Origin of the sequence: Novosphingobium sp. FSW06-99 (genome assembly GCF_001519065.1) — a bacterium.
Lineage (GTDB): Bacteria > Pseudomonadota > Alphaproteobacteria > Sphingomonadales > Sphingomonadaceae > Novosphingobium.
Genome location: NZ_KQ954258.1, coordinates 155,691 through 172,291 on the forward strand (window position 1 = coordinate 155,691; position 16,601 = coordinate 172,291).

Below are 16,601 nucleotides of genomic sequence, written 5' to 3' on the forward strand. Positions count from 1 at the left end.
GATCCCGGACCCGAAACGTGCGTTGCGGGACGTCGTGACGACTGCGGGGGTGCAGGCCTTCCCTGCCCCCGGCACCGTGGCAATCAGGGGCGGGGCGCGTCGGCGGCGCGGAAGATGGCGCGATAGGGATGCGCCTGCACGAGATACCGTTGCGCCAGGCGCTGGATATCAGCAGGGCTTATTGCGTAAAGATCGGGCAGGCGCGTGCGGATGGTGTCGAAAATGCGTGGGTCTGCATCGGCGCCGACCAGTTCCGACGCCCAATAGGTGGTGATGCGCAGGCGCTTTTGTGCGTCGTCGATCATCGGCGCGCGGGCGCGGTCGAGTTCGTCAGGCATAACCGGATGGGCGGCAAGGTCGGCGACGATCGCGCCGATCGTGGTGAAGAACAGCGCCGCCTTGTCCGGGGTCAGTTCGACATCGGCGGCAATGAAGCCATAGGCGTCATCGATCGTCGATTGGGCGGTGTGCACGCCGGGCGAATAAGTCAGCCCGTCATGCGCGCGCAGGCCCTCCTGCAGGCGCAGCCGGATAATTTCGGCCAGCACTTGCAGCCCGCGCGAATCGCGCTTGTCGGCAAAAAAGCCTGGCGTCGGCCACGCCGCCACCGCCACGGCATCGTCGGCGTTGCCATGGTCGGTCACCACCACTGGGTCTGCCGTTGCGGCGGGAAATGTCGCGATCGCGCCGTCCGGGCGCGTCGTGCGCGGGGGCAGCGCGCCGATGGTGGCCTGGCCCAGCGCAATCGCGCGCGCCACATCGATATCGCCGACCAGCACGACATTGATCGGCCCGGCCAGCGCCGGGCGCAGGATGGCGGGCAGATCATCCGCCCGGCTGTTCGCCACATCGCCGGGCGTCGGCACCGGCATCCAGCGCCGGTCACCACCGGCCAGCAGCACCGACAGATCGCGCCGCATCGTCACGCTGGCGGTGGCATCCAACTGGCCAAGCTGGCTCTGCGCAACCGCGCGCGCCTTTTCGAAGGCGGACGGGCGAAATCCCGGATCGGCGACAAACGCGGTCATCAATTGCAACTGGTTGCCAAGATCGGCGATGCTGGTTTCACCGGTCAGCATGAAGCGGCTGTCCGACACCAGATAGCCGATGGTGACGCGGTGTTCGGCAAACAGCGTGGCAATGTCCGCCATCCCGACTTTGCCCAGCCCCCCGGCGATCAGCGGCATGGCCGGGCTGACCACTTGCCAGTATGACCGTTCGAGCGCGGCCGGCAGTCCGGCCAGGCCCCTGCCGAAATTCAGGTTGACCAGGATCTGGTCCTTCATCGCCGGGATCGGCTTGACTGTCATCGACGTGCCGTTGGCAAAGCGGATTACCGTGACGCCCAGATCGGCAATGGTCTGGCGATCGACCACCTGCCCCGGCGCGCCGAAGCTGGTATAAGGCCACGCCGTGGTGACCAGCGCAGGCGGGGCAGACAACGGCTGACGATCGGCAGCATCGACCGCCGCGCGCAACGCCGCTTCGCCGCCTTCGGGCGCGGTGTCGGCGCTGACATAGACCAGCGGCCCGGCGCCTGCGAACATGCGCCGGGCAGCGACCTCGACCGTCGCCGGGGTCAGCGTGTCGAGGATCTTCTGCGCATCCGCCGCGGCTTGCGCCGGGCTGGTGAACACAGTGTCGCTATTGATATCGGCCAGGATCCGGTTGGCGATATCGCCGGTGTCGCGGATGTTGGCACTGTCGACCATGCGGGTCAGACGCGGGCGCAGCCCGGCCACGGCGGTATCGAATTCCTGTTTGCCGATGTCGAACCGCACCAGCCGCCGCGCTTCGACCAGCACGGCAGCGATCGCGGCATTGGTCTGGCCGGGCTTGGGCTCGGCCTGCAGCGAAGTCACTTGCGCCGAATGGAACAGCGGATGCGTCTGCACACTGGCGCTCACGAACGGAGCCGCCATGTCCTCGCCCAGCCGTGTCAGCCGCGTGTTGAGCACACTGCCCGCCACCAGCGTGGCGATCACCCGCCGCGTGCGCGCCATCGTGTCGGGGCTGCGGTCGTAATCGGCCACCCAGTCGGCCTCTGCCTGATCGGGCGCGCCGGGGCCGACGTGGATGCAAAAATCCTCGCCACGCGGACGGACATGACCCTGATCGGCTTTGGCAGGGGCAGGCCCCTTGCCCACCCAATCGCCGAACGCCGCCCTGATCTCGTCTTCGACCTGGCCATATTCGATATTGCCCGCCACCACCAAAGTGACGTTCTCGGGCCGATAATGCGCTTCGTAAAAGGCGCGCAAGGACGCCGCCGTGGCGCCGTTGATACCTTCAAGCGTGCCGACTGCCCAGCGATCGGGCACTGGCTGTCCGGGCAGCAGAAACGCCAGCCGCGCGGTTTGCGAGCGTTGTTCGGGATCATCGCGCACCCGCCGTTCCGACAGCACGACGCCGCGTTCCGACGCCAGTGCATCGGGCGCAATCGTCGCGCGATCGACCGCTTCGCGCAGCAGCGTCAGCCCGGTGTGCGTCGGCGCCGCCGCCGAATTGGGAAAATCGAGCACGAACAGCGTGCTTTCAGGCATCGTGAACGCCGCCGTATCGCGCCCCAGGGTCATTCCCATCTGTTCCAGCCGCCGCGTCAACTGGCCATCGGGCACGTTCGCGGTGCCCCGGAAAATCATATGCTCGATCAGGTGGGCATAGCCGCGCTGGCGATCGGTTTCATCGAGCGAGCCGGCCGCGACCTGCATGCGGATGGCGACCCCGGTCACCGCCGATTGCCGCCGCATGATTGCATAGTGCAATCCGTTGGGCAGTTGGCCGTAACGCACCGCGGGATCGGCTGGCGGGGCGGCGTCTTCGGCCACATCGACCGGTGGCGGCGGCAGGATCAGGGCCAGGCCCGGCGATCCGGGCGGCGGCCCCAGATCGAGTGGCAACAGGCGTCCCGTCGTCCGGACCGGACTGGCATGGCCGAACAGACCTTGCGCCGATCGTCCGCCGATCCCGCCTGGCGCAGGCGCGATGGCCATGACCGGCGGCGCAATCGTGCCAAGGAACGAAGACTGCACGGCCTTGCCCCCACTGTCGTGCGCGGGCACGAAATGCGCGCGCTGCTGCAACAGCGCGCACGTTGCGCGATCGATCGCCACCACCCCGCTCGATCCGACGATCTGGCACGCGATGACCGCGCCGGTTGCATCGACATCGAGCATATAGCGCAGTGGCCTGCCACGGCTGGCGACCGGTAGCCCTTGTGGAAAATCGCCCGGCGTGACCCATCCCGACTGGGCGATCGGCGTTGGTGTCGGCAGCGCAAGGCTGGTCGCGACGGGCGCCGCCACAACCGCCAGAACCAGCAAAGGCGCCACCATTCACACACTCCGGATCGAGGCGGACCCCCACAGACAAGCCGCGCAACACCCGGAAAAACAGAGCAGTTTGGTGCCCCGCCGTCAACGCACTCCGGTGGGCGCCAGACGATAGTGACTGACCCCCCACTCGGCGCCCCCGGCATGACCGAACAGGCCCTCGGTGGCGAGATAGAACAGGCGCCAGCGGCGGCGCCACAGCGCGGCATCGCGGCCATAGACATCGGCCAGCACGGCATCGATCGCATCGCGATTGGCATCGAACCGTTCCAGCCAGTGGCGCGCGGTGCGGGCATAATGCGTGCCCGACCAGCGCCAGTCTGCCTCCACGCTGAACAAGTCGGGAAATTGCGCAATCAGCCCGTGGCTGGGCATGATCCCGCCAGTGAAGAAATGCTGCGCAATCCAGTCGGTGCGATCGGCGGTGTCAAAACGATAAGGTTGGCTGCGATGGGTGAACACATGCAGGAACAACCGCCCGTCGGGCGCCAGCCAGTCGCGCACCCGCGCCAGCAAGGCCTGCCAATTGGCCATATGTTCGAACATCTCGACCGAAACCACGCGGTCGAACCGCCCGGTCGGCACGAAATCGTTCATGTCGGCGGTGATCACGGTCAGGTTGGTCAGGCGGCGCCGACGCGCCGTTGCCTCGATATGGCGGCGCTGCGGGGCGGAATTGGACACCGCGGTGATCGTCGCGCCGGGCAGACGCTCGGCCATATAGAGGCTGAGCGAACCCCAGCCGCAGCCCAGTTCGAGAATGGTCTGCCCATCGGCCAGACCGGCGTGGGCGACGGTTTCGGCCAGCGCCAGATCCTCTGCCTGGTCCAGTGTTTCGGTGCCGGTGGGATAGAGACAGCACGAATATTTGCGCCGCGCCCCCAGCGTCAGTTCGAAAAAACGCGGCGGCAGTTCGTAATGCTGGGCATTGGCGGCATCGGTGTGTTCGGCGATCGGAAAGGCGTGCATCGCGCGCGCAAACTGCGCCGAGGCATCGGGCAGACCATCCAGACTGCGCAAGCGCGTGCCGACCAGATAGCGGATGCCGGCGCGGGTCAGCGGATCGGGCAGTGGGGTGGCTTCGACCGCGCGGATGGCGGCGGGGATCAGGGTGTCAACCAGGGTCATCGATGGGGGGCGTCCTGCGGTTTGGGAACAGGCCAGAAGGCGCGGATGCGCCGCTGGGTATCGGCAAAGGCGGCGCCTCTGCTGCGCAACATATGCGCTTCGAGCGGGGGAATGCCCGACACATGCACCAGCAGCAGGTACATCAGCGCAGGCGCCGCCAGCGCCAGCCATGACCAGCCGGGTGTGCCAGCCGGGCCGATCGCCACCACCGGCCAGGCCAGCCAGGCCAGCCATTCGAAGAAATAGTTGGGATGGCGCGACAGCCCCCACAGCCCCGCCTGGCAGATACCCCCGCGATTGCGCGGATCGGCGCGAAACGCCGCCAGTTGCGCATCGGCCACGCCCTCGCCGACCACGGCGATCACCAGCAGTGCCAGCCCGGCCCAGTCGCTCCATTGGCCCAGCGGCGCCCGATTGCGCGCGGCCAGCACCACCGCCAGCGCCAGCACCAGCGCGCAGGCCGCCTGGATCTGGGCAAACTGAAACAGCCGCAAGTCCCAGTGCCGCCCCCATGCGCGGCGCAGCGCAGCATAGCGCGGATCATCGTGCCCGCCGCGCCCGCGCCACCAGATATGCGTGCCCAGCCGCAACCCCCAGGCCAGCGCCAGGCCCGCCACCAGCGCCTGGCGCAGGGGCACCGCACCGGCTGACGGCACCAGCGCGCCCGCTGCGGCGGCGGCCGCCGTGGCATAGGACCACACCACGTCCATCATGCCCGATCGACCGGGTCGACGCGCCAGCCACCAGCCCAGCGTCATCGCCGCAAAGAGCCCAAAGGACAGGTACACGATCAGCATCAGCGATGTCATGGCCACACTTACGTTCGAGGGAAAACAACGGATGCACCCGGTCAGCCATGCATCCGCAACGCGCATCGGATCGTACCTGATTGAAACCGGCATATGCCCAACCATGCGGACCCCGACCAGATGACCTTCAGTTCAACACCTGCATTCCCCCCTGTCCGCACCGTGGCCATCATCGGCAGCGGCATTTCCGGGCTGTCGGCGGCCTGGCTGTTGAACGCGACCCACGATGTGCAGGTGTTCGAGGCCGACAATCGCATCGGCGGGCACAGCCACACGCGCGACGTGGCAGGGCACCCGGTCGACACCGGGTTCATCGTCTATAACGAGGCGACCTATCCCAACCTGACCGCACTGTTCGGCCATCTGGGCGTGGCGACACGGCAAACCGACATGGGCTTTGCGGTGTCGCTCGACGACGGGCGGCTGGAATATGCGGGCGGTGATCTGGGCGGGCTGTTTGCGCAACGGCGCAATCTGGTGCGCCCGCGTTTCTGGCGCATGCTGGCCGATCTGGTGCGGTTTTATCGCCAGGCGCCGCGCGATCTGCCGGGCTTGGCCGGTCTGACGCTAGGCGGCTATCTCGACCGGCTCGGGCTGGGGGCCGCGTTTCGTGACGATCACCTCTATCCGATGGCGGCGGCGATCTGGTCGACCCCCGTGGCGATGATTGCCGACCAGCCTGCCGCCACCTTCGTGCGCTTTTGTGAAAATCACGGCTTGCTCAATCTGGGCGCGCGCCCGCCGTGGCGCACCGTCGAAGGTGGCAGCCGCGCCTATGTCCAGGCGCTGTCGGCCCCGTTTGCCGACCGCATCCACACCCGCACTCCGGTGCGCCAGATCCGCCGCCTGGCCCACGGGGTGGAAGTGGTCACCGATCACGGCCCGTCGCGGTTCGACGCGGTGGTGGTGGCCACGCCCGCGCATCGCGCGCTGGCCATGCTGGGCGATGCCGACGCCGACGAACGGCGCGTGCTGGGCGGCTTTTCCTATCGGTCCAATCTGGCGGTGCTGCATTCCGACCTGATGCAGATGCCCGAACGCGAACGGGTGTGGTCGGCGTGGAACTATGCCGCGCAGGGCAGCGGCGATCAGACATCGCTGTCGGTGACATATTGGATGAACAAGTTGCAGGGCTGGCTGCCCGACGATCTGCCGTTGTTCGTCACCCTCAACCCGCTGTATGAACCCGATCCGGCGCTGGTGCACGGGCGCTTTGTCTATGATCATCCGGTGCTCGATCTGGCCGCAGAGCGCGCGCAACGCGCCATCTGGAGCCTGCAGGGGCGCCGCCAGACGTGGTTTTGCGGCGCGCACTTCGGTGCGGGCTTTCACGAAGACGGTTTGCAAGCCGGGCTTGCGGTGGCCGAGGCGTTGGGCGGCGGGCGGCGCCCATGGCGCGTGGCGGATGAATCCGGGCGCATCCATGTGACCACGCCTGCGGCGCACGCACAGGCGGCGTGATGGCGGGATCGGCGCTCTATGTCGGGCATGTCATGCACCATCGCATGCGCCCGCGTGTGCACCGGCTGCGCTATCGGCTGTTCACGCTGCTGCTCGATCTCGACGAAATCGATGGCCTGAGCGCGCGGCTGCGGCTGTTTTCGCGCGGGGCTTTCAATCTGGTGGCGTTTCACGATCGCGACCATGGCGATGGATCGCACCGCCCCTTGCGCGCGCAGGCCGAGGCCTTGCTGGCGCAGGCCGGTTTGCCCCATGGCGGACCGATCCGCATCCTGACGATGCCGCGCATCGCCGGTTTTGCCTTCAATCCGCTGACGGTGTGGTTCTGCCACGATCGCACCGGCACGCTCAGCGCGCTGATCTATGAAGTGAACAACACCTTTGGCGAACGGCACAGCTATCTGCTGCCGGTCGCGCCCGATGCGGCCGGGGATGTGCGGCAGGCTGCCACCAAGCGATTCCATGTCTCGCCGTTCCTGCCGATGGCGATGACCTATCGCTTTCGCGTGCAGCCGCCCGGCGCCGCGCTGGCCATCGCGATCGCGGCCGAAGACGCCGACGGCCCGGTGCTGTTTGCGGTGCATCGCGCACAGCGGCGCGATCTGACCGATGCCGCGCTGATCCGCGCGCTGGTCACCCACCCGCTGCTGACGATCAAGGTGGTCGTCGGCATCGGCTGGGAAGCGCTGCGCCTGTGGCTCAAACGCGTGCCGGTGCACGCCCACCCCGGCGTTGCCCCGGCAACGCCGGTCACCTTTTCCCCTGTTGGTCCGGAGGCAACTCGTCCGTGAACTCGTCTGCATCGCTATCCTCAGTCCCACTGTCCCCGCGTCGCACGGTGGGGCCGGTCATGCGCACGATGCGCCGCTGGCTGGCGCATCTGCACAAGGGCAGCCTCAGCCTCGTGCTGCCCGACGGTCAGGTGATCCATCACACCGGCAGCGAACCGGGACCGCAAGGCCAGATCACTCTGCATAGCTGGCGCGCGCTGCGCCGGTTGCTGTGGCGCGGCGATCTGGGCTTTGCCGAAGGCTATATCGCCGGGGACTGGTCGAGCACCGATCTGGTGCGGCTGATCGCGGTGGGTGCGGCCAATCTGGCGCAGCTCGATGCGGAAATGGACGGCAGCCTGCCGGTGCGCGTGCTGCGACGGATGGTGCACGTGCTGCGCGGCAATTCGCTGCGCGGCAGCCGCCGCAACATCGCATTCCACTATGATCTGGGCAACGATTTCTATCGCCCCTGGCTCGACCAGAGCATGACCTATTCGTCGGCGATCGCCTTTGCCCAAGGTCAGTCGCTCGAAACCGCGCAAGCGCACAAGCTGGACCGGATTGCGCACTTGCTGCACCTGGCGCCCGACACTTCGGTGCTGGAGATCGGCTGCGGATGGGGCGCGCTGGCGATGCATCTGGCCCAGGCCGGGGCAGAGGTAACCGGGATCACGCTGTCGCGCGAACAACTGGCCTTCGCGCGCGACCGCGTGGCGCATGCCGGACTGACCGACCGGGTCGGCCTCGCCTTGTGCGACTATCGCGAAGTGACCGGCACATTCGACCGCATCGTCTCGATCGAAATGCTCGAAGCCGTGGGCGAAGCCTGGTGGCCGACTTATTTCCGCCAGATCCACGACCGGCTGGCACCCGGTGGCCGCGCCGTGCTGCAAGTGATCACGATTGCCGAAGATCGCTATGACCATTACCGGCAGGCGCCCGATTTCATCCAGCACTATGTCTTTCCCGGCGGCATGCTGCCGACCCGGACAATCCTGGCGCAGCAATCGGCCGACGCCGGTTTGCAGATGACGCACCAGGAACAGTTTGCGCCCGCCTATGCCGCCACGCTGGCCGAATGGCGCCACCGCTTTACCGCCGCGCGCGAGGCGATGCTGGCGGGCGGGTTCGACGAACGGTTCTGCCGCATGTGGACGTATTACTTGTCCTACTGCGAGGCGGGGTTTGCCACCGGGCAGATCGACGTCGGGCTCTATGTGCTGGAAAAGCCGCAATGATCGCGCGGCGCGATGTGCTGGGCGGCGCGCTGGCGCTGGCCCTGCCTGTCCCGGCGCTGGGCGCGGCATTGCCGGTGCCGCCGTCAGGACGACTGGGCTTTGACGTGTGGCGCGGATCGCGGCAACTGGGCACGCACGATCTGGTGTTTCACCCCTCTGCCGATGGGCTGGTGGTCGATGTCAGCGTCGATATCGCGTTCAGGATCGGCCCGATCACGCTCTATCACTATACCCATCACGCCCACGAACGCTGGGCCGGGGGTGATGTGGTGGAAATCAGCACGCAGACCAACGACAATGGCACCCGCTATCGCATCGAAGGCCACCGCGACAGCCGCGGGCTGGTGATCGAGCCCGGCGGCCAACCCGCCTATGTCGCGCCCGCCGATGCGCTGCCCGCCACGCACTGGAACCACCGCGAACTCGACGGGCCGTGGATCAACACCCAGAACGGCGAACTGCTGCGCCCGCATGTCACGCCGGCGGGCATGTGCATGGTCGAAACCGCCGCTTCCAAACCTTTGCGCGTGCGTCGCTATGCGCTGTCCGGCCCGGTGCAATTGAACCTGTGGTACGACGAGGCCCAGGCCTGGGCAGGCCTGAGCTTCATCAAGGGCGGCGCCGAAGTGCGCTACGCCCGGCGCGGTTGAGTTACCGCACCGGATGCGCGGCGCGCCAGGCGCGGACCGCGGCCAGCGTCTTTTCGACATGGCCATTGGGGCTGAGCGCGCTGTAGGCGAAGATGATCCGCCCGTCGGGCGCGATCACGAAACTGGTGCGGTCTGACATCGACAGGATCGGCATCTTCACTTTGTAGGCGTCGATGATGGCGCTGCTGGCCACGCCCACGGCAAACTTGTTGCGGCATTCGGTGACCGAAAACTTGCTCAGCTTGTCGATCGGATCATGCGCCAGCCCGATCACCGTCGCGCCCTGTGCGGCGAACGCGGCGGTTGCGTCCGAAAACTCGTGCGCCTCTATCGTGCAGCCGCTGGTGAACGCGGCGGGGAAGAAATAGAGCACCACCGGCCCGTGCCGCAGCGCCTCGGCCAGATGGAATTCAAACGGCTTGCCCGCGATCACCGCAGGCGTCGAAACCGGCGGCGCGCTGGCCCCGAGCGGCAGCGCGGCAAAGACAGGGGTTGCCGCAACCGACAGCGAAGCGAGCGCGGCAAGCGATGCGAAATGGCGGAACGTCAGCGACATGGATGATCTCCTCTACCCCTGCATATACGCGCAGGTCCGGCCTGCGGATGCAAGCTGCCCCGGAGTGTCAGCCGGCCGAAGCAAGCTTGCCCGTCAGGATCACCGGCCCGGTCGGCAGCCCGGTGGGCGAACCGCCCGCCGGTTCAAGCGAAACCGCCAGTGTCACCCCTGCCTGCAACGCGGCCGAGGCCCTGCCCGGGGCGCGGCGCCAGCCGGGATGGGCCTGCGACAACAGCCCGAGCGAACGCGGACGGCCATCGGCAGGGATCACCCACAGTTCGACCGCGCGCGGCCCGGCATCGACCCCCGACACGACCGAAGCCAGGCGCCCACTGGCCGGATCGAAATTGACCGAGACCACCCCTGCCTTGCCCGACAGCACCGCCACCAACGGCGCCGGTTGCGCGGCGTGGAGCGGTGCGGGCGGCGGCGGCGCGAAATGCGCGCGCTGCCAATCGTTGATGCCCAGCGCCAGCACCAGCAGGCTGGCCGCGATGGCACCGGCGCGCCATAGCCGCATACTGGTGACAAGATTGTCGTTGGCAGGCAACTGCGCCAGGATCGCCGACCACACGCGGGCCGGCGGGGTCTCGCCCAGATCGGCCGCCAGCCCCGCCGCATAGGCCTGCCAGCGCGCATGGGCATGCGCAAACGCGGCATCGTGGCGCAAACGGTCGTGCGCTGCGGCAGCCTCGGCTTCGTCGAGCAGCCCCAGCGCCAGTTCGGCGGCGAGCAGATCGTCTTCGTCCGACGCGCTCATGCCAGGCACTCCTTCAACCGGATCAGGGCACGGCGGATGCGGCTCTTGATCGTACCGAGCGGACGCGCCGCGCGGGTGGCCAGATCGGCATAGCTGGCGCCTTCGAAAAACGCGGTGCGGATCATCCGCGCATCATCGCCATCCAGCCGGTCGAGACACCAGGCGATCCGCCCCGCTTCGTCCGAGGCCATCGCCTGCTGTTCGGCGTCGGGTTCGGGATCGGCCACTTCGCCCGCCAGTTCGATCGGATCGGACGGCCGACGACGGCTCTGGCGCAGCCGGTCGAGCGCACGATTGCGCGCCAGCGTGATCAGCCAGGTCATCGCGGTTCCGCGCGCCGGATCAAACGCCCCGGCACGCCGCCACACCGTCAGATAGACCTCTTGCAACACCTCTTCGGCCTCCTGCCGTTCGGGCAAGATACGCAAGGCAACACCAAACAGCTTCACACTGGTGCGCTGATAGACCAGTTCGAAGGCTGTGCGGTCGCCCCCGGCGACGGCTTCGAGCGCACGATCCAGGCTGATTTCACGGTCTGCTTCGGGCGCTGCCGCCATGTCCGTCCAGATTCCTCAACCGATTGTGCGCCTTGCACGATTAAGCACAATGGATCAGGCAGACAAGTGCCCCAACGGCCGTCTTCGCAGCAATGTCAGCCCATGGTGCACCAATCCGACGATATCGCCAAACGCGGGATGGCGCGTCGCCCACAGGCAGCCCAGCCACAGCGCGGCGCCCAGCATGGTCGCCCCGCCCAGCGCCGCCACACCCACTGCATCGGGCCCCAGCCACAGGCCATAGACCAGCGCCAGCGGCATCAGCGCCGCCGCGCTGGCCACGGCGCTCTTGACATAGACCAGCATCAGCGCGCGCCGGTCGAACCGCACCACGTCATCCATCAGCCGGGCATAGAGCAGCACCCACACCACCGCATAGACCAGCCGCGAGGCGGCCGCCCCGTTCAGCCCCCAGCGGCACCCCGCCGCCAGCAGGATGACCGAGGCCGCCGTGTCGATCACATTGCGCACCACCAGCCGCCCGGTACGCCCCATCAGCACCGGCAGGTCGAGATGCAGCGGCAAAGCGCACAGCACCACTTCAAGCAGCGCGACCATGCCCAGCACCGGTGCCACCCCGGCCCAGGCCGGGCCATACAACAACCGCACGATCGGGCGCGCCGCCAGGGCCAGCCCGGCCATGCCCGGCCACAGCACAGCGGTATAGCCCGCCACCACGCGCAGATAAGCCGGGCCCAGCGGTTCGCCCCGGTCGCGGATGCGGGCAAAGGCGGGAAAGAACACCTGGCCCACCGCGCCCGCGATCAGCATGCGAAACTGGTCCGACAGACCCACCGCGCGACTGAACAGGCCAACCGCGTGCAAGGGCAGAAACCGCCCCACCACCATGTCGGGCATGCGGCTGCCCAGCGCGCCGACCACGGTGATCAGGCTGAGCCGTGATCCCGAACCGAGGATCGGCGCGATCCCGTCGAGCCGCAGCGGCCAGGGCAAAGTCGGCCGCATGATCTGCGCGATCAGCCCGCGCGATGCGGCACCGGCGAGCGTTGCCCAGGCCAGTGACACCGCCCCGCAACCCAGCGCCGCCAGCGCCACCGCGACCGCGCCCTGCACCAGCGCCCCACCCAGATTGACCGCGAAATGGCCGTGAAAGCCCATGGTCCGGCTCATCACCGCCAAAGGCATCACCGCCAGCGGGCTGAACAGATAACTCGCCGCGATGATCAGCAGGATCGGGACAAGCCCCGGCTGGTGATAGATCTGTCCGGCGGGCCAGGCCATCGCGGCAATCAGCGTGGCGATGCCCGCCGCCATCAGCAGCGACACCGTCGCACACCGCGCCAGATCCTCGCGCGTCAACCGGGGCAGCGCCGCCACGTGGCGTGCCATGCCGAAATCCTGGATCACCGCCATGACCAGCGCCAGGGCAATCGCGATCGAATAGAGCCCGAGCTGCGCCGGGCCGAGAAACCAGCGGGAAATGATCACCGAACTGGCAAATTGCACGGCAAAGCCGCAATATTGTCCGGCCATGGCCCAGACCGCCGCACCGCGCACCCCCATCGCGGCCGGTTCGGGGGAAGGTTCGGGGTTGGTCATCGCACGCGTCTACCGTGCCAAAGCCTGCCAACGCGACAACAGCGCGCGCGCAGAGCCGACCAGCCCCGAGCCGATCGCGCGTCGCGGCGATGGGTGGCGTGGCTGCAATCCGGGGGGGCAGACCGCCCTGATCGCGCCAGGCGAGACCGCGCCCGCACGCACGCTGGCATCCGCCACGCGCCACCACAGCCGGGAATATTCGCCCAGGATCAGCGCCTGATCGGCCAATGACGGTTGCCGCGTCGCGCAGAACCGGTCGTGTACGGCATGAACCACCTTCCCCAGCCGTTCGAACGTGGCCGCATCGGGCACCGCCACACCGCCGGTGAAATGGACCAGCGCCAGGTGCGCCACCTCGTGTGCCGCGTCACCAAACAGATCCGCATAGCGTTCGGCCAGCACGCCGGTCGCATTGTGATCCATCGTCTGCGTATAACGACGCGAGGCGCCGCCGGGATGGATGCGATAAGTCACCAGCGGGCGGTCGATGCGCCCCAGCGGGCCAAGCGCCGACAGCCGCTGATAGAGATCGAAGTCTTCGGCATAGAGCCGGTCGACCCGTTCGAACACCGCCAGTTGCCGCACTGCCTCGGCACGGATCATCACCGATGACCACACCAGCGGGTTGCCGAATTGCAGCCGCCAGTCGATCAGAACCGGGCTGGTTTCGAACGGCGCGCGCGCGGGCCGGATGCGGCCCTTTTCCAGCAGCCCCACAGCGCTGGCCACCAGCACCGCCTGCGGATGGGCTTCCAGCCAGGCGACTTGGGTCGAAAAACGGTCGGGATGGCACAGATCATCCTGATCCAGCCCGACGATATAGCGCCCGCGCGCAACCGCATGGGCCATGTTGCGCGCCACCACCGGCCCGCCATTGGTCTGCGCGGCCAGCACCCTGACGCGCGGATCGGTGACCGCACGCAGCCGCGCCAGCGTGCCATCGGTCGAGGCATCGTCGACCACGATCAGTTCGAAATCATCGCAATCCTGCGCCAGCACGCTGGCAATCGTGTCCTCAATCAGGCCGGCGCCATTGTACGCCGCCATCACGACGCTGATCAGGGGCACCGGCCCGGTCGTCATGCAGCGGCCTGTCGGGTCCGTTCGCCGGCCTCGTCGGCCAGCACCTGGTCGACGATCATCTGGCCGACATCGTTCTGCCACAGCCACAACCCGTTGGCATTGCCGCGAAAGCTGGGCTCGCCGCCCAGTGCGCCCCACGGCACGAACCCGGCGGCCAGGCCAATGCCGAACGCGCCCGGCACCACCGATCCGTCGGCAGCGAGCACGCGACAATGGCGATCAACCATCGGCCCGGTTCCCTCGCACGACAGCGCGATCGGCGTGCCATCGACATCAAACAGCGGCAGCGCACGCGGGCGATAGCCGGTTGCCCCGATCACCAGATCGGCCCCGGCAAGCTGCGCGCGCGCGGCCCCGTCATCGTGCTGATCGAGGCGGAACAGCGCCAACCGCGGATCGGGCGCCCGCCCGCCGATCGCCAGCGCGCGCAGCACCAGTTCGCGCGATTCGAGCCGGAACCCGGCCAACCGATAGACAAACCCGCTGACCGGGCAGATGTCGGCCTCGGTGAAATCGGTAAAACCGTCTTCGTGCGCAGCCTCGCGCGAAAAATAGAACGGACGCAGCGGCCGCCGGTGCATCACCGTGATCGCCCCGGCCCCCAGCGGCAGCGCCGGGTCCGCCTTGAGCAAGCGCACCGCGGTGGCCAGCGCAGTGGTCGACCCGCCGACAATGACGATATGCGGCGCACGCACACCCTGCAACCGCTCGACCATCGCTTCCAGCCCGCCGACGCGCATCACCGCATCGGCGATGACCAGCCGATCACCCGCCAGATCGCCCAGCGTCGATCCCGCGATCGGCGCGGCGCGCACCAGATCGGCGCGCATGTGCCCGCCGGTGGCGATGACGATATGGCGCGACAGCACTTCGTGCGTGGCAGCGGTGGCGGGCTGCACGGTGGTTGCCCACAGCCCTTCGGCGGTGCGACGGGCTGACAGCGCGCGATGGCCGGTCATGACATCGCCGCCGTTTGCGGTGACGATCCCGGCCAGCCGCTGCCCGGTTACCGCCAGCAGATCGCCCGCCTGTGTCAGTGGCGCGCCCAGCGCGCCGATATGCCCGGCCACTGTCACGGCAGCGGGGTGATCGACCAACGCGGCCAGCGCAGGCTCGGGATTGTCCTTGATCGCGCTGAGAAAGGTTTCGGCGGTGGTGTCTGAACGGATCGCATAGCGGCCCAGTTCACCGCCGCCCAGACTGCCCGCGCTTTCCACCACGGCCAGCCCCGTCGCGGCGAGCGCGCCCAGCTTGTCGGCCTTGGCCGCAGCGGTCAGCAGCGCGGTACCCGCCGGGCCGCCACCGATCACCAGCGTGGAATGGGTTTTCGCAAGGGTGGCAACCGCACGGTGATCGAACATTTGCTGGGCAATCGCCAGGCGCAGCGTGGCCGCGATCAGCCGGACATGGTCGGTGGTCATCGCATCGGTGATCGGCAGCGACAGGATACGGTGCGTCAGATCATCGCTGACCGGGGTCGGTTCGATCTGTCCGGCGGCCTTGAAATAGGGTTGCTGGCCCAGATGCGGGCTGAAATAATGCCCCGCGCCGATCCCCGCCTTGGCCAGGCTGGCGATGATCGCGGCGCGCTGCGGCGCCATTTCGGGCGGCAGCAGCAACGACCAAAACTGATAGCACTGGCGCCCAACATCATCGGCCTGAACCGCAAATTCGGGCAATTCGGTGCGATAGCAGGCGCCGAGGTTTGCCCGGTGCGCCGCAATCGCGTCGATCTCGTCCAGCTTGGCCGCCGCCATCAACCCGGCCACTTCGGACAGTTTGGCGTTCAGGCCCGGCAATTCCGCACTGCGGGCGTCGCCAAACCCGAAATTGGTCATCTGCCGCAGCGCGCCGATCAGCGCGGTATCGCCGCTGTGCACCAGCCCGCCTTCGGTCGTGGCAAACGTCTTGGTGGCATGCATCGAATAGACCACCGCCAGCGAGGCGCCCGCACCGAAATTGAGCCCGTCGGGGGTTTGCGAGCCGAGCGAGGCGGCGGCATCGATCACCACCGTCACATCGTGGCGGCGCGCCAGCCATTGATAGCGGTCGATATCGATGCTGCGCCCGAACGTGGCATAAGGCACCAGCGCGGCAACCCGCCCGGCATGGCGGCGCAACAGCTCTTCCTCCACCACCGGATCGGAGGCCCAGGTTTCGGGATCGACATCGTGGATCAACGGCACCATGCCGGCCCACACCGCCGCCTGCGCGGTCGCCGCAAACGTCAGCGCGGGAACCAGTGCAAACATCCCCCGGTTGGCGCGCGCGCCAATGCCATGGCGCAGCGCCAGCATCAGCCCGACAGTGGCATTCGACACCGCCAGCGTCGCGCCGCGCCCGCCAAACAGCCGCTCGGTCACATCGCGCTCGAATTGCCGCACCACCGGCCCGCCGTTGCTGTAGATCTGGCGCTGTTCGATGGCACGCAAACCTTCGCCCATCGTGCTGAGCCTGGGTGGGCAAGGCTGGATCAACGGCAGATGCGGCATTGGGCAGGAACCTGAATTGGTGATGGACAACATGACCAAACTGCCATGCCGCATTCACCATAGGTCTGCCCTTCCTTCCGATTTGAGCATCGGCATGGTTATTATTTGGTTATTTTCAGGTTCATTGGCGCGGCCGTGCGATTTTGACACAATCCAATTGGCGGAACTTAACCCGATCGGGCCGAAGTGACCGGGATTTGGG

At 67.6% G+C, this 16,601-nt stretch carries 14 protein-coding genes; 5 read left to right on the forward strand and 9 right to left on the reverse strand.

Features of this window, described 5'->3' with window-relative positions:
* Positions 1-83 precede the first annotated feature (83 nt).
* The 3 genes from AQZ49_RS14640 to AQZ49_RS14650 all read right to left on the reverse strand — a co-directional run bounded on the left by AQZ49_RS14640 (position 84) and on the right by AQZ49_RS14650 (position 5,335).
* Entirely contained in the window at positions 84-3,335 is a 3,252-nt protein-coding gene (locus tag AQZ49_RS14640) for an insulinase family protein (protein ID WP_067616962.1), read from the reverse strand.
* Positions 3,336-3,416: 81 nt separating this feature from the next.
* The gene (locus AQZ49_RS14645; protein ID WP_067616965.1) at positions 3,417-4,460 is read right to left on the reverse strand and encodes an SAM-dependent methyltransferase; all 1,044 of its coding nucleotides are present in this window, start codon (positions 4,458-4,460) and stop codon (positions 3,417-3,419) included.
* Positions 4,457-5,335, reverse strand: a complete 879-nt coding sequence (locus AQZ49_RS14650) for a DUF1295 domain-containing protein (RefSeq protein WP_231739248.1) — start codon at positions 5,333-5,335, stop codon at positions 4,457-4,459. Before AQZ49_RS14650 ends, AQZ49_RS14645 begins: the two co-directional genes overlap by 4 nt.
* Positions 5,336-5,389: 54 nt before the next feature.
* Between AQZ49_RS14650 and AQZ49_RS14655 the strand changes: the two genes are divergently transcribed.
* The 4 genes from AQZ49_RS14655 to AQZ49_RS14670 are packed head-to-tail and all read left to right on the forward strand — an operon-like array spanning position 5,390 to position 9,391.
* Positions 5,390-6,730 carry an NAD(P)/FAD-dependent oxidoreductase gene (locus tag AQZ49_RS14655; protein ID WP_067617199.1) on the forward strand — a complete coding sequence of 447 codons (1,341 nt, stop codon included), beginning with the start codon at positions 5,390-5,392 and terminating at the stop codon, positions 6,728-6,730.
* Positions 6,730-7,521 carry a DUF1365 domain-containing protein gene (locus AQZ49_RS14660; RefSeq protein WP_067616970.1) on the forward strand — a complete coding sequence of 264 codons (792 nt, stop codon included), beginning with the start codon at positions 6,730-6,732 and terminating at the stop codon, positions 7,519-7,521. The genes AQZ49_RS14655 and AQZ49_RS14660 overlap by 1 nt, the downstream gene beginning before the upstream one ends.
* Positions 7,522-7,580: 59 nt before the next feature.
* Positions 7,581-8,741 (forward strand): SAM-dependent methyltransferase, encoded by a 1,161-nt coding sequence (locus AQZ49_RS14665; RefSeq protein ID WP_082701803.1) that lies wholly within the window; start codon positions 7,581-7,583, stop codon positions 8,739-8,741.
* Positions 8,738-9,391, forward strand: a complete 654-nt coding sequence (locus AQZ49_RS14670; RefSeq protein WP_067616976.1) for a DUF6134 family protein — start codon at positions 8,738-8,740, stop codon at positions 9,389-9,391. Before AQZ49_RS14665 ends, AQZ49_RS14670 begins: the two co-directional genes overlap by 4 nt.
* 1 nt (position 9,392) lies before the next feature.
* Here AQZ49_RS14670 and AQZ49_RS14675 read toward each other — a convergent pair whose 3' ends face one another.
* The 6 genes from AQZ49_RS14675 to AQZ49_RS14700 form a co-directional block, all read right to left on the reverse strand.
* A complete protein-coding gene (locus tag AQZ49_RS14675; protein ID WP_067616979.1) occupies positions 9,393-9,947 on the reverse strand; it encodes a peroxiredoxin in 555 nt (184 codons plus the stop codon).
* Positions 9,948-10,014: 67 nt separating this feature from the next.
* The gene (locus AQZ49_RS14680) at positions 10,015-10,707 is read right to left on the reverse strand and encodes an anti-sigma factor (protein WP_067616982.1); all 693 of its coding nucleotides are present in this window, start codon (positions 10,705-10,707) and stop codon (positions 10,015-10,017) included.
* On the reverse strand, positions 10,704-11,264 hold the full coding sequence (locus AQZ49_RS14685) for a sigma-70 family RNA polymerase sigma factor (RefSeq protein ID WP_067616984.1): 561 nt from the start codon (positions 11,262-11,264) through the stop codon (positions 10,704-10,706). The genes AQZ49_RS14680 and AQZ49_RS14685 overlap by 4 nt, the downstream gene beginning before the upstream one ends.
* Before the next feature lie 54 nt (positions 11,265-11,318).
* Positions 11,319-12,824, reverse strand: a complete 1,506-nt coding sequence (locus tag AQZ49_RS14690) for an oligosaccharide flippase family protein (RefSeq protein ID WP_067616987.1) — start codon at positions 12,822-12,824, stop codon at positions 11,319-11,321.
* Positions 12,825-12,833: 9 nt separating this feature from the next.
* Positions 12,834-13,907 (reverse strand): glycosyltransferase family 2 protein, encoded by a 1,074-nt coding sequence (locus AQZ49_RS14695; protein WP_067616990.1) that lies wholly within the window; start codon positions 13,905-13,907, stop codon positions 12,834-12,836.
* Entirely contained in the window at positions 13,904-16,351 is a 2,448-nt protein-coding gene (locus AQZ49_RS14700; protein WP_231739249.1) for a DegT/DnrJ/EryC1/StrS family aminotransferase, read from the reverse strand. Before AQZ49_RS14700 ends, AQZ49_RS14695 begins: the two co-directional genes overlap by 4 nt.
* On the opposite strand from AQZ49_RS14700, the gene AQZ49_RS22600 reads away from it, so the two are divergent.
* Positions 16,329-16,589, forward strand: a complete 261-nt coding sequence (locus AQZ49_RS22600) for a hypothetical protein (protein WP_197411071.1) — start codon at positions 16,329-16,331, stop codon at positions 16,587-16,589. The genes AQZ49_RS14700 and AQZ49_RS22600 overlap by 23 nt on opposite strands.
* Positions 16,590-16,601: the final 12 nt, after the last annotated feature.

What these genes read in the sequence shown, in the direction of transcription:
- AQZ49_RS14640 (WP_067616962.1), bottom strand. Translation starts at nt 3,335, where the DNA reads ATGGTGGCGCCTTTGCTGGTTCTGGCGGTTGTGGCGGCGCCCGTCGCG.
- AQZ49_RS14645 (WP_067616965.1), bottom strand. Translation starts at nt 4,460, where the DNA reads ATGACCCTGGTTGACACCCTGATCCCCGCCGCCATCCGCGCGGTCGAA.
- AQZ49_RS14650 (WP_231739248.1), bottom strand. Translation starts at nt 5,335, where the DNA reads ATGCGCGTTGCGGATGCATGGCTGACCGGGTGCATCCGTTGTTTTCCC.
- AQZ49_RS14655 (WP_067617199.1), top strand. Translation starts at nt 5,390, where the DNA reads ATGACCTTCAGTTCAACACCTGCATTCCCCCCTGTCCGCACCGTGGCC.
- AQZ49_RS14660 (WP_067616970.1), top strand. Translation starts at nt 6,730, where the DNA reads ATGGCGGGATCGGCGCTCTATGTCGGGCATGTCATGCACCATCGCATG.
- AQZ49_RS14665 (WP_082701803.1), top strand. Translation starts at nt 7,581, where the DNA reads ATGCGCACGATGCGCCGCTGGCTGGCGCATCTGCACAAGGGCAGCCTC.
- AQZ49_RS14670 (WP_067616976.1), top strand. Translation starts at nt 8,738, where the DNA reads ATGATCGCGCGGCGCGATGTGCTGGGCGGCGCGCTGGCGCTGGCCCTG.
- AQZ49_RS14675 (WP_067616979.1), bottom strand. Translation starts at nt 9,947, where the DNA reads ATGTCGCTGACGTTCCGCCATTTCGCATCGCTTGCCGCGCTCGCTTCG.
- AQZ49_RS14680 (WP_067616982.1), bottom strand. Translation starts at nt 10,707, where the DNA reads ATGAGCGCGTCGGACGAAGACGATCTGCTCGCCGCCGAACTGGCGCTG.
- AQZ49_RS14685 (WP_067616984.1), bottom strand. Translation starts at nt 11,264, where the DNA reads ATGGCGGCAGCGCCCGAAGCAGACCGTGAAATCAGCCTGGATCGTGCG.
- AQZ49_RS14690 (WP_067616987.1), bottom strand. Translation starts at nt 12,824, where the DNA reads ATGACCAACCCCGAACCTTCCCCCGAACCGGCCGCGATGGGGGTGCGC.
- AQZ49_RS14695 (WP_067616990.1), bottom strand. Translation starts at nt 13,907, where the DNA reads ATGACGACCGGGCCGGTGCCCCTGATCAGCGTCGTGATGGCGGCGTAC.
- AQZ49_RS22600 (WP_197411071.1), top strand. Translation starts at nt 16,329, where the DNA reads ATGGCACGCAAACCTTCGCCCATCGTGCTGAGCCTGGGTGGGCAAGGC.
- AQZ49_RS14700 (WP_231739249.1), bottom strand. Translation starts at nt 16,351, where the DNA reads ATGGGCGAAGGTTTGCGTGCCATCGAACAGCGCCAGATCTACAGCAAC.